At 50.8% G+C, this 16,306-nt stretch carries 10 protein-coding genes; 4 read left to right on the top strand and 6 right to left on the bottom strand.

Annotated features, from left to right (window positions below; all coding sequences use genetic code 11):
• Nucleotides 1-3 precede the first annotated feature (3 nt).
• Entirely contained in the window at nt 4-3,105 is a 3,102-nt protein-coding gene (locus AC566Q_RS20305) for an efflux RND transporter permease subunit (RefSeq protein WP_499610063.1), read from the top strand.
• 857 nt (nt 3,106-3,962) lie between these two features.
• On the opposite strand, the gene AC566Q_RS20300 is transcribed toward AC566Q_RS20305, so the two are convergent.
• Entirely contained in the window at nt 3,963-5,471 is a 1,509-nt protein-coding gene (locus AC566Q_RS20300; protein ID WP_499617566.1) for a sodium:solute symporter family transporter, read from the bottom strand.
• 232 nt (nt 5,472-5,703) lie between these two features.
• Between AC566Q_RS20300 and AC566Q_RS20295 the strand changes: the two genes are divergently transcribed.
• Both AC566Q_RS20295 and tsgA read left to right on the top strand, forming a co-directional pair.
• A complete protein-coding gene (locus AC566Q_RS20295) occupies nt 5,704-6,237 on the top strand; it encodes a DUF3750 domain-containing protein (protein WP_279320041.1) in 534 nt (177 codons plus the stop codon).
• A 31-nt stretch (nt 6,238-6,268) separates the two neighbouring features.
• Nucleotides 6,269-7,507: an MFS transporter TsgA gene (gene tsgA / locus AC566Q_RS20290; RefSeq protein ID WP_499610061.1), complete on the top strand. Its 1,239-nt coding sequence runs from the start codon at nt 6,269-6,271 to the stop codon at nt 7,505-7,507.
• An 11-nt stretch (nt 7,508-7,518) separates the two neighbouring features.
• Here tsgA and AC566Q_RS20285 read toward each other — a convergent pair whose 3' ends face one another.
• The 4 genes from AC566Q_RS20285 to AC566Q_RS20270 all read right to left on the bottom strand — a co-directional run bounded on the left by AC566Q_RS20285 (nt 7,519) and on the right by AC566Q_RS20270 (nt 13,109).
• Nucleotides 7,519-8,259, bottom strand: coding sequence for a gluconate 2-dehydrogenase subunit 3 family protein (locus tag AC566Q_RS20285; protein ID WP_499610059.1), 741 nt, complete (start codon nt 8,257-8,259; stop codon nt 7,519-7,521).
• 1 nt (nt 8,260) lies between these two features.
• Nucleotides 8,261-9,934, bottom strand: a complete 1,674-nt coding sequence (locus AC566Q_RS20280; protein WP_499610057.1) for a GMC family oxidoreductase — start codon at nt 9,932-9,934, stop codon at nt 8,261-8,263.
• Complete coding sequence (locus AC566Q_RS20275) at nt 9,934-10,629, bottom strand: 3-keto-disaccharide hydrolase (RefSeq protein ID WP_499610054.1); 696 nt, start codon at nt 10,627-10,629, stop codon at nt 9,934-9,936. Before AC566Q_RS20275 ends, AC566Q_RS20280 begins: the two co-directional genes overlap by 1 nt.
• A gap of 65 nt (nt 10,630-10,694) precedes the next feature.
• Nucleotides 10,695-13,109: an alpha/beta hydrolase family protein gene (locus AC566Q_RS20270; protein ID WP_499610051.1), complete on the bottom strand. Its 2,415-nt coding sequence runs from the start codon at nt 13,107-13,109 to the stop codon at nt 10,695-10,697.
• 244 nt (nt 13,110-13,353) lie between these two features.
• Here AC566Q_RS20270 and AC566Q_RS20265 point away from each other — a divergent pair, with 244 nt between their 5' ends.
• The gene (locus AC566Q_RS20265) at nt 13,354-14,178 is read left to right on the top strand and encodes a hypothetical protein (RefSeq protein ID WP_499610048.1); all 825 of its coding nucleotides are present in this window, start codon (nt 13,354-13,356) and stop codon (nt 14,176-14,178) included.
• Between the two features lie 56 nt (nt 14,179-14,234).
• Here the strand turns inward: AC566Q_RS20265 and rpoD are convergent, their stop codons facing one another.
• Nucleotides 14,235-16,070, bottom strand: coding sequence for an RNA polymerase sigma factor RpoD (gene rpoD, locus AC566Q_RS20260; RefSeq protein WP_499610045.1), 1,836 nt, complete (start codon nt 16,068-16,070; stop codon nt 14,235-14,237).
• Nucleotides 16,071-16,306 lie beyond the last annotated feature (236 nt).

The raw sequence follows: 16,306 nt of genomic DNA, 5'->3' as shown, positions 1-16,306 counted from the left end.
ATCATGTGGTTATCAGACGTATCGGTAAAGCGACCGGTTTTTGCCTCGGTAGTGAATCTGCTGCTGATTATTTTTGGCATCGTGTCTTTTTCTATGTTGTCGCTGCGCGAATATCCGGACATCGATCCGCCTATCGTCAGCATTAATACCAACTATCCTGGCGCATCGGCCAACATTGTTGAAACCCGCATTACCCAGTTACTCGAAGACCGAATCAGCGGCATTGAGGGAATTAAAAATATCACCTCTACCAGCCGTAACGGGCGCTCCGATATTACCATTGAGTTTGAACTGTCGCGGGACATTGATGCGGCGTCTAATGATGTGCGGGAAAGAGTTAGCCGGGCTTTGAATAACCTGCCGGATCAGGCCGATCCGCCGGAGGTGTCGAAGTCCAACTCCGATGAACAGCCGGTAATGTGGTTTAACCTGCGAAGCACCAACCTCAACACCATGGAGCTAACCGATTACGCCGAACGGTATCTGGTCGATCGCTTGTCGATTGTTAACGGTGTGGCCCGGGTGCGCATTGGTGGCGGCAGAACCTATGCTATGAAAGTGTGGCTCGACAGAACCGCCATGGCCGCCAGAGATGTTACCGTGGCCGATGTTGAGTCGGTGATCCGCTCAGAAAACGTAGAGTTACCGGCTGGGCAGGTTGAGTCGTTAAACCGCGATTTTGAGGTTCGGGTGGCGCGTAGCTTCCTGACCCCGGAAGATTTTGCGGCGCTTACCGTAGCCATAGGTGCCGACGGCTACCTGGTGCGTTTAGGTGATATCGCCAAAGTCGAGCTTACCGCAGTGGAAGATGAAACCGAGTTCCGCGGTGACGGTGTAAATATGATTGGCCTTGGCATAATCAAGCAGTCGAAGGCCAATACGCTGGAAGTGGCGCGTGCGGCCCGGGAACAAATTGCCCGTATCGAACAAAGCCTGCCGGACAATATTTTTATTGTGCCAAGCTATGATTCCTCGGTATTTATCGAACAGTCGATCTCAGAGGTATACAACACGCTGGGCATTGCCATGTTGCTGGTGGTCGTAGTGATTTATTTATTCCTGGGTAACGTGAGTGCCACGCTAATCCCGGCAGTAACCGTACCGGTTTCCCTGATTGCGGCATTTATCGTTATGCTGGCGCTGGGTTTCTCGATTAACCTGCTCACCCTGCTGGCCATGGTACTGGCGATTGGTTTGGTGGTGGATGACGCCATCGTCGTGCTGGAAAACATTCACCGCCGCATTGAAATGGGTGAGCCCGCCATACTGGCGGCTTATCGCGGTACCCGGGAAGTGGGCTTTGCGGTTATTGCTACTACGCTGGTACTGATATCGGTGTTTGTGCCACTGGTATTCCTGGAAGGAAACGTGGGCCGCCTGTTTACCGAGTTTGCCCTGGCCATCGCCGCAGCAGTGGCTTTCTCAAGCGTAACAGCCCTTACCCTTTCACCCATGCTGGGCTCTATCCTGCTGAAGAAAAGCGAACGCTCCGGATTTGGTAACTGGCTGGATAACAGCTTTAAAAAACTGGAAGGCGGTTACTTTAACAGTCTGGGGAAAACCATTCATCAGCCCATCATGATGATGCTGTTACTGGCTGTGGCGGTTGGCTTAATTTATCAGTTACAGCAACGTATTCCGGCTGAATTCACGCCAAAAGAAGACCGCAGTAATTTCTTTATTATCATGCAATCACAGGAAGGTGCGAGCTTCGAGAGCAACTCCCGTAACCTTAAACAAGTCGAAGACATTGTGATGGAATACCGTGAAGCGGGTGAACTCGACCGCGTTCTGGTGCGTGCCCCAGGCTGGGGTGGCCGGGCTGGTATTGTGGTGGTGGGCGTTGTGCCCTGGGAACAGCGGGATCGCAGTTCCTTTGAAATCATGGATGAAATCAGCGAGCGACTGAATGTTATTCCGGATGTGCGTGCTTTTGCGATTATGCGGTCAGGTATCGGCGGTGGCGGCTTTAACCGGCCGGTACAGTTTGTGTTGCAGGGCGATACCTACGAAAATCTCGCAGAGTGGCGGGATATCCTTATAGAGAAAGCTTCAGAGAACCCTAAGCTGGTTCGAATTGACTCCGATTATAAGTCGACCTCGCCGCAATTACTTATCGAAATCGACCGCGACCGCGCCGCTGACCTGGGCGTATCAATAAGTGATGTGGGCCGCACTCTGGAAACCATGCTGGGCCAGCGCCGGGTCTCCACCTTCCTCGATCGTGGCGAAGAATACGATGTGATCATGGAAGGGGTGGAGTCTGAATTCAGGAGCCCCAACAGTATTGAAAACCTCTATGTTCGCTCAGGTTACACCGGCAAGCTGATCCCGCTGGATAATCTGCTTACTTTCAAAGAACAGGCGACCTCGGCGCAGCTTAACCGTTATAACCGTATGCGCTCGGTTACTATCTCGGCTAACCTGGCAGGCGACTATTCGCTGGGTGAAGCGCTGGCGTATCTGGAAAATATTGTAGAAACCGAATTACCTGATTCGGTGTCGATTGATTATAAAGGCGAATCGCAGTTGTATCAGGAGTCTGGTAACTCCTTCGTGTTTGTTTTCTTACTGGCGTTATCGATTACCTATCTTATCCTGGCGGCTCAGTTCGAAAGTTGGGTGCATCCACTGGTGATCATGATGACGGTACCACTGGCGCTGCTCGGTGCATTTATCGGCCTGTATTTTGCCGGTATGACGCTCAATATCTACAGTCAGATAGGCCTGGTAATGCTTATTGGCTTGGCGGCCAAAAACGGTATTCTCATTGTGGAGTTCGCTAACCAGTTGCGTGATGCCGGTGAGGAGTTTGAACAGGCTTTGCGTAAAGCCTCAGCAATGCGCTTACGGCCCATAGTGATGACCGGTTTTACCACCGTTTTCAGTAGTATTCCGCTGGTCATGGCCAGCGGTGCCGGGGCGGAAAGCCGCATGGCCATTGGTATGGTGATCTTTGCCGGGGTTTTGGTCTCAGCCTTTTTAACCCTGTACATCGTGCCCACTGCTTACTACTGGATGGCACGACACACCGGCTCACCGCTTAAACGTACCCATAAGCTGGAAGAGCTGGATGAAGACATTCCCTATGTGAAAGGTGAGTGATGCTCTATGCCGGTCGACGGGCCGGTATTACGAGTACATTTTAGGGCATTAATTATCCAGTCATCCCCGCCAAAAAATACCCGTCATCCCCGCCAAAAAAATACCTGTCATCCCCGCATGCTTTTGAGCGGGGACCACCTCGCATGGTGTCGTGGTATCAACAAGTTCAGTTGGGCTACTGATGAAGTATCCGCATTTTGTCGGGGTGCCGACAGCACCCAGGGGTGGCAGTGAGGCCACCCCTTTAGCTCTCTATAACAGATTCACTCAGTTCTACATTGCGAAGAAGCCTATTGATAAACAAAAAGGGCAACCCTAACGAGGCAGAGCGGGCGTCCTGCCCGCTCTGCCCTGGCTCGTCGTCCGTGACGAGCCTACGGATTACCGGAAACTTTTTGTTTCCCAATAGTTCGCAATAACCGAACGGGTAAAAAGCCGTTGTATTGGCAGCAATGATAAACAGTAACTGCGCAGGGAGATCCCGGATAGTTTCTGCGAAACTTCAGGGAAGACGGATAAAGTGGGCTTTGAGCCGGTATTACGAGTACATTTTAGGGCATTAATTATCCTTTCATTCCCGCCCAAAACAGACCCGTCATCCCCGCCAAAAAATATCTGTCATCCCCGCCAAAAAAAAACCGTCATCCCCGCATGCTTTTGAGCGGGGATCTCCCAGTCAGGCTGGATCATCTGATACGGCCTTTTCACAAAGGTCATTTAAGCTCTACGATATCAAGGTAGGGGGGCCCCGATATTTGCTGAACAAATTCGGGGATGACGTGTAAGATGTATTGGCTCCTGCACAATGGGTGCTTCAACCGTAGGGCAACGCCCTTGAATGCATTAAACCCACGATATCAAGCCAGCCAGGCGGATAAATTGAAGCAGATGAAAAGCAGTAAAGCGCTCCAGGCTGACAGCACTACAATCATCCTGGCATTTAAACCTGCGTAACTGGTTTGCGGTGTGGCCTTATTGCTGGTTGGGATTAAACGGTTCGCCAGGTGACCACTGACAACTGTGACCGCAAAACCAATAGCATTCCACCAGAACCAGAAAATCGGATTGTCGCTGAGCCATAAGAAGGTATTGCTGAATACGCCCAGTAATAAGCCAATATTAGCGGCCTTTGCGGTAATGGTTTTACTATGAATGCCGAGTAAAAAGGTCGCCAGTACCGGGCCGTAAAATACGGAGCCGATTTTATTAATGGCTTCAATGATGGTGGGCGCAATGTCACCGGCGAATAAACTTAATACCAGTGTTACCAGCCCCCAGCCGATGCCAGCGGCGCGGGCGAAACGCATGTATTCATCATCACTGGGTTCATGCCCTTTGTAGCGACAGAAATCTTCGGTGGTAACCGCTGCCAGACTATTAATGGCGGAGCTTAACGACGACATGGCAGCCGCCATAATAGCCACTACCAGTAAACCAATAACGCCTTCAGGCAGATAGTTAATAATGAAAACCGGCATCATCCAGTCGGGTTGTTCTGCCGGGATCTGCGCTGCCAGTGATGGTGTATTCAGTACCAGTGCGCCTATCACCAAACCCGTGGTGCAATAAATCACCGTGATGGGAAAGCGGCTAAGAGCGACAGTATACATCACCTTGCGCAAGTCCTTTACGCTATGCGCAGACAGCGAACGCTGGGCTTCTGACTGGTCACAGCCATAATAAGAAGCGTAAAGCACGATACCGCCAAACAGCATGGGCAGGAGTCCGAAATCGTTGCCGCTCAGGCCCAGTGAGCCTACGTTAACCGCATCCATACGATCACTGTCGACAAGCGCCAGGGCAGCATCTACACCACCAATTACATCCAGTGCCACAAACAGGCAGGTGAGCGCACCGGCCAGGATAATAATCATCTGTACCGCGTCGCCAAAAACAACGGCTTTCATGCCGCCCATGGCGGAGTAAACCAGTGTAATCACGCCAATCACCACAATACTGTGCCATTGCTCCAGGCCCATCGTGCCCTGCAAAATGAGTGAGATGGCGTAAATCATTATGGCGGTGGCAAAGGAGCGGCTGAGTTGGAAGACAAAACTAATTAGCAGGCGGGTGGAGCGTTCAAAGCGGCGTTCCAGGAAATCGTACACACTCACCACACCGCTTTGGTGTAGTGTGGGCAATAAACGCCATAGCATTAGCAGCACGGCAATGGGTAACGCCAGTTCATAAGACAACCAGATAAGGCCGCCGCCTTCCCGTAACCCCACAAATGCCGGCGCAGAGATAAAGCTGATAGCAGAGAGCTGGGTGGCCATAACCGACAGCGATAATGCTGGCCATGGAATTGTCCGGCCGCCAAGAAAATACTCCCGGCTGTTATGCTGATGACGAAAAGCCAGTCCCATGGCGAGTAAGCCAACAAGGTAAATCGCGATGATTGTATAGTCAATCCAGCCCAAAACACGCTCCCTGATTTGCTGTTTGTTAAACCAGTATGCTGATTTACCAGTACAAATTCCAGTTGTGCTGATTAAAGTTTATCCTGACCAGTGGTAGTTTGGTCGGCACTGGCTTGCATAACCCCATGGCTGCTGATTAGATAAGTAGCGAATTCATTTCTGGAAAAAGGTTTTAAGGATGGGCAGGCAACTGGCCGCTGTTTTATTGATTTTGTTTGCCACTACGTCCTGTAGCAACAGTGACTGGCGTACTGCCAGTCGGGAGCCCGCGGGTATCGCGCCTTCGCCTGAACTGGTTCAGGATGCAGTGATTGAGGTTTATGCTGCCGATGCTTTTAGCTGGCGTGGCTGGTTTGCCGTGCATACCTGGCTGGCCTTTAAAGAGCAGGGCGCAAAAGAGTACCAGGTGTATGAAGTGGTTGGCTGGCGTGTCAGGAGTGGCCTGCCAGCGCTGCGCAACTTTAAAACTGCCAGTCCGGACCGCTACTGGTATGGGGCCAGACCAGAAAAGGTACTGTCGATTCAGGGCGATAAAGCGCGTCGCCTGATCCCGGATATAGTGGCGGCTATCGACAGATATCCCTGGGCTAACGAATACACGGTTTTCCCGGGGCCGAACAGTAATACCTTTCCGGCCTGGGTTGGGTTACAAGTGCCTGAGTTGGAGCTGGATATGCCCTTTAACGCCATTGGCGCGGGCTATGCCGATTAGCTTCCCCTTCCAATAATAGGATTACAAATCGTTGAGCAGCCAGATTCGGTTAACCCTGATAGCGTTTTTAAGCTATATGATCATGTCTGGTTTGTTAACTCAGGCCGGCGTGATCCTTAATGCTATCGCAGCCCAGCTGGATATGAGCGCAGCCAGGACGGTGAGTATTTTCTCCTGGCTAACCGGCGGCGCGCTCATCGGCACGCTTTTGTCGATGTATTTATATACCCGCTTTAGTGTGCGCCGCTTGCTGATAACCACTTATTCCGTACTGTTGCTGCTGGGTGTGGTGTTACCGTTATTAACCGGGGCGGGTTATTCCACACTGGCGGCCGTATTTCTTGGCTTAGGCGTGTGCTGTGGCTGCGGACTATCCGGCGGAGCCGTTATTATCTCCCGTATCTATCGGGCACAGCGCAGGGCCTCGGCCTTTATCGCCACAGACTGTGCGTTTAGTGCCGCCGGTTTTATTTTTCCTACCCTGGCAGGCTGGCTGTTGGTCAAAGAACTGGGCTGGACGCTGAGCTATCTGGCGGTAGCCTCTCTTGCGATTTTTATTTTACTCCTGGCCGCGACCTCCGCCTTCCCCGACGCGCAGCATGCTGCATCAACCGCAAGGTGCGATGAGCCTGCCCCTGAGCGCGAGACGGCGCTGATGCAGTTTAAGCGTATCCTTACACCGCGGGTGGTGTGTTTTGCTATCGGCGTTTGCCTTTATCTTATTGCCCAAACCACGTTTTTAACCTGGGCGCCGAATTACCTGATGGCCTATTTTGATGCCCAGCCGGAAGTGGCCGGGCAGGTGGTAGGCAATTACTGGGGCTTTTCTATTGTTGGCTTGCTCACCTCGGTGGTACTGGTGAACTTTATCCCCACCCGAATCATGCTGCTGGTGGTCTCGGCCATTGCTATTGCCAGCACAACAGCATTTTTGCTTATTGAGTCGGTGGAAACGTTTCTGACGCTGGGCCTGGCCTTTGGGTTACTGACCACCTGTATCTATAAAATTGCGATTTCAGTTGGCACCCAGCAGATAGCAGATTCGCCCCCAATGCTGGTTACGCTGATGTTATTCAGTGGCAGTATAGGGAGTACATTAGCACCAGTGGTGTCTGGTTTAGTGGTGGATAGCAGTGACGAAAAGGGCGCATTAATGCTGGCGCTGGCGGGTTTTGTGACGATGTTAGCGCTGTTTATTACCGCCATGTTGCTGGAGCGCCTGGCGAAGCGGCAAACACTCCCTGAGCCGGTTCAGCCAGAGAGTGTTTAGCCTGAGTCGAATTACGGCTGGTAGGCGTACTCGCTTAAACCAAGTTCATCCAGAATGCCATCAAGATGGGCTTTGGCTTCCTCGGTTGGGCCCGGGTAGTCTCCACTTATAGCGATATTCCCCTGATACCCAATCTCGTGGCTGCCTGGTTCAGAGCAGAAATAGGCCGCCAGCACCAGTGAACGTAAGCGGTTAAATACCGCCGCCGGTTGTTGCAGACGCTGTTCGATATTGTCTCTGTTGTAGGCAATGTCATCGAGCTGGGCAAATTGTTCGCTTTCGTTAAGCGTCAGAAACGGCTGGCCAAACCGGCGTACCGATTCTTCATCAAGCCAGATCAGCAAACGCAGAATACTATCCCGATCCCTTTGTTGCTGAGCGTAGGGCGCACTGACCCACTCATCAATCACATCCACAGCACCTATTTGTAGCGCGCCTGGCTGACCGTTACTCGCTGGCACCAGAATATCCGTTAACCGGGAGACCAGGGCAATTTGTTCCTGAGTCAGCGTTTTTGGCCACGGCGAGGGCGGAGGCATAATCAAATTGGGATCCTGCCCGTAACCGGCCACGCTGATGGGTTCTATGGTTAGCGTTGGCCAGTCTGCGGCAACCGCATTGACTTTGCTTTCGCTGGTGGCACATCCGCTAAGGGCCGGCACAGCAGCACTGGCCAGCATCATGCCAAACAGTTTTAACGACTGACGACGTGTTAAGCCGTGAGAAGCATTGTTAGGGTTATAATTTGTCATATTACAAAGCTCCCTGTTGGATCTGGCCTGCCAGCCAGTTAGCGTTTCGCATGGCCAGCGTCATAATAGTGAGTGTGCAGTTTTTATGCGGGTTGGAAGCAAATACGCCGCCGTCCATCACAAACAGGTTCGGGCAGTCCCAGGTTTGCCCCCATTGATTGGTCACAGAATCCGATGGTGAGCTACCCATTCTGGCAGTGCCCACTTCATGGATAATCTGGCCGCCTTTGGCGATGGCTTGTTCTGGCGGTGGCAGCTCACCCACGGTTGCGCCCATGGTTTCAAGCAGCGTTTTAGCGGTTTGCAGGCCGTGAGCCACCTGATTAAGTTCGTGTTCTGACCATTGCCAGTGGAAACGAGCTACCGGAATACCCCATTTATCGGTAACGTTGGGGTCAATATCCATATAGCAGTTATCATTAGGCAGCATTTCGCCACGCAGCGCGAAGTACACACTGGCGCCGTAATTGGCCTTGGCTTCGTCTTTTAGTGACTCACCATACCCTGAAAAATCGCCGGATATCCAGGCGCCGGGCTCTCTGAAACCGGTACCCAGCTCAAAGTGATAACCACGGGGGAAATTCAGCCTATGTTGTTCTTTGTGACCCCACCACGGGATAAACAGATGGTTGGCTGTATGACCATCTTCATTGTAGCGCGGGCGGTTTTTTAACGCCGGTATGGTGGCACCCAGGCCGGCACCGGTAGAGTCCATCAGGTTGCGGCCTAACTGGCCACTTGAATTAGCCAGGCCATTGGGATGACCGGGCGACGCTGAGTTCAGCATAATTCTGGCCGATTCACAGGCGCTGGCGGCCAGGATAACCACTGGCGAGTCCAGCGTTACCTCTTCGCTACTGGCTTTGTCTATGTAAGTCAGCCCTGTGACCTTGCCTTCGTCATTGGTATTTATCTGTTTGACCATGGCGTTGGTAATGAGCTTAAAATGACCCGTTTGGCGGGCCATCGGAATTAATGACGTGGTGGTTTGAAATGCCGCGCCAATTGAGCAGCCGTGACCACAGGGCGTGGCATAAAAGCAGGCTGCCCGGTCGTCTTTAGGCCGGGTCAGTACCGCGCGATGCATGGGAACCGCGGTAATGCCGTGCTTTTTCGCGGCAGCGGCCACCAGCAATTCGGGGATCCGCGGGGTGGGCGGTGGCTGCAGCACGCCGGGCGGGGAGTCGGGCATATCATCAAGCCCGGTGTTGGTACCACAAACCCCTACCAGGCTTTCGGTTTTATCGTACCACGGCGCAAGATCGGCATACTCAAAGGGCCAGTCTGCGCCCAGACAGTCGCGGGTTTTACCTTTGAAGTCATGTTCGCTGAAACGCAGGGAATAACGGCCCCAGTGGTTAGTGCGGCCGCCAAGCATTCGCGCTCGCCACCATAAGAAATCGGAGTCATCATCGGTAGTGTAGGGCTCACCGGGGACCGACCAGCCACCATCCACGGTGGCATCATAATAGCCAAAGTTCTTATCGGTCGTAGAAGCCCCCATTAAGGGCGCCTCGGCATTGCGCTTAAACATCGGCGTTTCGGATTTGGGGTTATAGTCACGGCCAGCTTCGAGCATCAGTACATTGATGCCTGCTTTGGTGAGCTCATAGGCGGCCATCGCACCGCCTGCACCTGAGCCAACAATAACCACCTGATGGGCAAATTCTGTCATTAGTGTAACTCCCGGATTTTTATATTTTTAAACCACACCTTGTCGCCGTGATCCTGGAGTCCGATATGGCCTTTGGTTTGCTCGCCGAAGCCGTCCCATTTGGCAAATTTACTGGCTGCTACCAGCTTGTCCCAGGTTGAGGAGTGCATCACGATGTGAACAGTCATTACGCCGTTCTGCCAGACTTCCAGTACATTATTGTGCAGCTTAATGCGCAGATTATTCCATTCTCCCGCGTCTTTATAGGCCGCGGGCGGTGCCACTACCATATCGTACAGTGAACCAGAGCGGTGCGAGTCGAGCTTGCTGTCGGGATGTTTTTCATTGTCGATAATCTGGATTTCAGGGGCATGGAAGAAAATATACTGCTCACTCTCATCAGCCAGAAAGAAAACACCGCTGTTGCCGGCCTCGGAAATCATCCAGTCCAGGCTCAGTTCAAACTCCGCATAGTGTTTTTCTGTAATCAGGTCGCCACTGCCCTCTTTAGTAAGGGAAATGGTACTGTTATTAACCTGCCAGTTATTGCCGGCTTCGTCCTTTTGATAGTTACGCCAACCTTTAAGTGACTTACCATCAAACAAACTTTCCCAGCCTTGCTGCTGTTCGATGGCTGAGAGAGTGTTATCACCGGCGAGTACCGCTGTGGAAGCGCTTACAAGTAATCCTGCCAATAGCGTAATCAGTGTTTTCATTGTTGTTTTCCTGTTGAAATAGGCTGCTGAGCACACAGGCCCACCGGGCCTGTGTAATGCAGGGGTTACTTAGCCTTTACGTGTTGTTCCAGCCATTGGTCCTGTTCCCACAGCATGTGCAGGATACTTTCCTTAGCGCGGTAGCCATGGGACTCTTTGGGTAACATCACTAATCGTGCTGTGGCACCAAGGCCTTTAAGCGCATTAAAGTAGCGCTCACTTTGCATGGGGTAGGTACCACTGTTGTTATCAGCCTCGCCATGAATAAGCAGCAACGGGGTTTTCATTTTGTCGGCATGCATAAAGGGTGACATGGTGTAATACACCTGGGGGGCTTCCCAGTAGGAGCGCTCTTCAGACTGGAAGCCAAACGGCGTGAGGGTGCGGTTATAGGCACCACTGCGGGCAATGCCGGCAGCAAATAAATCAGAATGGGACAGCAGGTTAGCCACCATAAAGGCGCCATAGCTGTGTCCTCCTACTGCTACGCGCTGTCGGTCGATAAGCCCGCGAGCGTCAACGGCATCAATGGCCGCCTTAGCGTTGGCTACTAACTGACTACGGAAGCTGTCATTGGGCTCTTCGTCACCTTCGCCCACAATGGGGAAGGCGGCACCATCAAGCACCACGTAACCTTTGTTTACCCAGTAAATGGGCGAGCCCCAGAACGGATAGGTAAACTCATTGGGGTTACTGGTATTCTGTGAGGCGCTGTTTTGATCTTTATACTCTCGTGGGTAAGCCCACAGGATCATCGGATATTGTTTACCCTCCTGGTAGCCAACCGGCAAATACAACGTGCCGGAAAGTTCCAGCCCATCATCGCGCTTATAGGTGATGACTTCTTTTTTAACGCTCTGAATGGCTTTAAACGGATTTTCAAAGTCTGTTAACTGCGTTAGCGACTGGTCGGTTAAGTGTCGGAAGTAGCGGTTAGGGTATTCACTTTTCGACTCGATACTCACGGTGAGCTTTTGCTCATTCACTTTGTAATCGTATAATTCTTCCAGTTTCTCGGTATAAGCAGACTGGTAGAGGCGCTCTTTTTCGAGCGTTTTCAGATTAAGACTGTCTAGGAAAGGAAATTGTCCTTTATCAGAATAGCCATCACCCAGTAAAAAAACCTTAGCGCCATCCATTGCCAGTACGCTCTGGCCAAATTCATTACGTTCAGTCACAAAAGAACCCGGATCGCTGTAGGCATCCTGATAATTGCGATCAAAAATAACCGTAGGCGTAACAGTACTGTCGCCCGGGTTAAACGCATAAGCTTTGGTATTACGGGTATTCCACCAGTAGTCCTGGGCGATAGCGTGGTTGTCGTTACCCCACATAATGCGGGAAAAGCGATTATGGGTTTTAAGTAACAGCGACGGTGTGCCATCAAACGGTGGCGCTAACGTGTAAACGGCATCGCGATAGTCAACTTCAACAGCCGGATCGCCTTTATCCTGCGCTTCGGCAAAGACCAGCGTAGCGGGTTTATCATCACGCCACTGAATGGAGCGGCGGCCTTCACGTGTGGCCATAAAGCCCTTGGGCAGATCCTCAATCAGCGGGACTGAAACAATGTCGTTAACAAATTTTCCCTGTTGGGTATACACACTGGTGACCGATGGAAAGCGATTGTACTGCACCAGATAACTGAACGGCTTCTGGTAACGGGTAACCAGTACATACTGGCCGCTGGGGGAGACATCGATATTGCCGTACATAGCTTGCGCCAGCCAGTTAGAGGTGTTGCCGTTGAGATCGACTTTTACCAGCGCAGCGCGGGTTAACTGCTCAAAGTTAAATTCGTCATTTTTGTTTTTCAGCAGATCCTGATAGGTGCGGTTTTGGGCTTTTTTACCGTCACTTACCGATACCGTCGGGCCGGTCGGCGTGGCGGATTCGGTGTTAATCAGCGGCTGGCGGTCGTCAGGAACCACTTTTACCAGTAGTGCAGAGCCATCAGCAAACCAGTTGATCGCATCACGCATGTTGGCGTTAAGAATAGCTTTGGTAAGGCGTTTGGCCTTAGCCCTTTTTAAATCGACAACCCATAACTCAATGCCGTTCGGCGTTTTATGGGTCATTGCCATTTTCTGTTGATCCGGCGACCAGGTAAAATTGGATAAACGCGGGCTAGCGGGTAATCCGCCGATGTCTACCGTTTGCTGGCTGTTGATTCGCTGAATCTTTAAATCGTTATAAAAAGTATCACGACTGCCGATGTTCGCTTTGGGATCAATACGTAATCCCCCCAGGCGCAGCTCTTCTTCGGATAACTCGGCGATAGTTTTATAAGTATCGCGGTAAAGCATCAACGCGGTATCCTGACTATCATTCATCAGAAAATAGGGGGCGCGTTTTACATCGACGAGCTTAAGGATTTCCTCGGTCGGTTTTTGATATTCGGTGGCAGCCAAAACGGTGGGAGAGAGGATGACTGCAAAACAGAGTGCAGCAGCTCTCAGTCGTAACCTGTGAAATTGCATGGGATTCCCTTTTCGTTATTAGTATTTCGTATCTGTCGTTTTTTAGCAGTAAAGTGACTTTAACCACTGTGCATATTAGCCTGATTTATTCATACAGGTGAATAGGCCAAGGTTGAATAACATTTACATACGGTTAACTTCTCTTTCGGCGCAGCCATTTAAGTGCCTGCGCGTTGAAATTTTATACAACGATGATTATATTTTAAGGTGCTCTATGATGATAATTATTCAAGGATGAATACCCATGCAACGTCGTCTTACCCACAAATTTTTTTATCTATTAATCGCTACCTTAGCCGCAGTTAATGGGGTTTATGCAAGTGATGAGCCCATAACGTTAAAATTTGAAACCAGCCCTTATGGTCTGATTTTTACCGCCATAGAGGTGAACGGTGAGCCATTGTTAGCGATGGTTGATATTGGCGATCAGCAAAGGTTGCAAGTCGCTTTTTCTACCGCTGAAGCCCTGGCCATTCCACTCGAAAAGGCCGGCTTTAAAGCCGGTGATATCAACGGCAAGCAATGGGACGTATACCAGGGGACGCTGAACACACTAGAGCTCGGCGAACAGGTGTTTTCTGACGTTAGGTTTAGCAGCTCTCGCGGCGATATCGAAGATGTGGCAAAGCAAATTTCCACTGATTTTGAGGCGGTGATCGGTTGGGGCTTTCTGCAGGATTATATCGTGGAGTTCGACTATTCAAACAAACTTATCCGCATGTACGAACAACTACCGCAAGGTTTGCTGCCAACCATGACGCTGGCCTATGAAGATCAGTACGGCCCGCTTATTTTTGAAGTGATGCTGGAGGGTAAAGTGCAGCGCGTGATGCTGGATACTGGTGCCAGTGTATCTGTATTTGATCCTCAGTTAGTAAAATTTGGCAAAGACAACGAGGTAAGTTTTAACCTGAGCGGCGAGGCGATTACGCTGACCGGTTACGAGCAGGATTTAGCAGTGCTGGCCGATTTAGAGGTAGTCGGTATTCTGGGGAGTGATTTACTGCATCTTTATAAGGTGATCATCAACCCGTTCAGTCACCAGATGCACTTTGTTAAATTCGATTAGACAAACAAAAAAGCCAGTCGTTAAGACTGGCTTTTAATGGCTATTTGCAAGACGATTTATTCGTCCAGGAAGCTGCGTAGCTGTTCAGAGCGGCTTGGGTGGCGTAGTTTACGCAACGCCTTAGCTTCGATCTGACGGATACGCTCGCGGGTTACATCAAACTGTTTACCCACTTCTTCCAGCGTGTGGTCGGTATTCATGTCGATACCGAAACGCATACGCAGTACTTTTGCTTCACGGGCAGTCAGGCCAGCCAGAACTTCCTGAGTGGCATCTTTAAGGCTGCCGCCGGTCGCTGAATCGAGGGGCTGAATAATAGTGCTGTCCTCGATAAAGTCACCCAGATGCGAATCTTCGTCATCACCGATGGGCGTTTCCATCGAGATAGGCTCTTTCGCGATCTTCAGTACCTTACGGATTTTATCTTCCGGCATCAGCATGCGCTCAGACAGTTCTTCCGGCGTTGGTTCACGACCCATTTCCTGCAGCATCTGACGAGAAATACGGTTCAGTTTGTTAATGGTTTCGATCATGTGAACCGGAATACGAATGGTTCGTGCCTGGTCGGCAATCGAACGGGTAATCGCCTGACGGATCCACCAGGTTGCATAGGTTGAAAATTTATAACCACGGCGGTATTCGAACTTATCCACCGCTTTCATCAGACCAATGTTACCTTCCTGAATAAGGTCGAGGAATTGCAGACCACGGTTGGTGTATTTCTTCGCGATTGAAATAACCAGACGTAAGTTTGCTTCAACCATTTCTTTCTTGGCACGGCGGGCTTTAGCTTCACCAATCGACATGCGACGGTTGATATCTTTAATGTCGGCAATCACCAACCCGGTTTCTTGCTCAACCTGAGAAATCTTGCCAACACTGCGCTCGATTTCTTCTTTGTACGACTGTAACACGCCGGCATACGGTGCGCTGCCAGACAGAATCGCTTCTAACCAAGCGGTAGAGGTTTCATTACCGGCAAATGCTTTGATGAAATCTTTCTTCGGCATTTTGGCGTGCATGACGCAGTACTTCATTACCAGACGTTCCTGGATCCGTACGCGGTCCATCATCTCACGCATATTGCGAACCAGACGATCAAACTGTTTTGGTACCAGGCGGAATTCTTTAAAGATGTCGCTCAGCGCGTTAATTTCTTTACGCGAATCGGCGTGAGTACGGCCTTTCGTTTCGATGACCTCGCGGGCAACCTGATACTGATCGCGTAATTCGGCAAACTTCTGGCGCGCTTCTTCCGGATCAACACCGGTATCATCTTCGTCATCATCATCATCGTCGTCATCGTCATCATCTTCGTCGTCCAGCTCTTCCTGAGAAAGTTCTGAACCAACGTGTGTGGCGGTGGGCGCGAGGTCTTCTTCGTTATTTGGATCAACAAAGCCAGAAATGATATCGCTTAAGCGAATTTCTTCTGCTTCGTAAAGGTCCCATTGATCGAGCAGGTAAGTAATGGCTTCAGGGTATTCTGCAACAGAACACTGAACCTGATTAATACCGTCTTCGATACGTTTGGCGATTTCAATTTCGCCTTCACGGGTAAGGAGTTCTACGGTACCCATCTCACGCATGTACATGCGGACCGGGTCGGTGGTACGTCCGATTTCGCTTTCAACAGTTGCCAGCGCTTGTGCTGCCGCTTCTGCAACTTCTTCGTCAGTGGTGGTTTCCTGCATTAACAGTTCATCGGAATCCGGTGCTGACTCTGCTACCTGGATACCCATGTCATTAATCATGCGGATGATATCTTCTATCTGATCCGAATCGACAATGTCTTGAGGCAGATGGTCGTTGACTTCAGAAAACGTCAAATAACCTTGTTCTTTACCTTTCGCAATCAGGAGTTTAATCTGAGACTGCTTGCTTTGCGCCATATACCCTACACTTTTCAAAAATTAACCATTGCAATATGACCCGTCCAAATGTAACTCTATGACGGACCGCGGTAATAACGTTACAACTTACCTACGGTAGACTGCTTTTGTTGGTTTACGTTTAATTGCCTGCCCATTGCGACGACGGCAGCGAATTTCACAGTATAACAGAAACACGGTTATTTTGACTACTACGGCGGCTACTTTTACCGCATCTAATTTTGCTGATAAGCCTT

The organism is Alteromonas sp. H02 (assembly GCF_059682525.1).
Note: the sequence above shows the minus strand (reverse complement) of the source record. Positions and strands in the feature narration are given on the sequence as shown.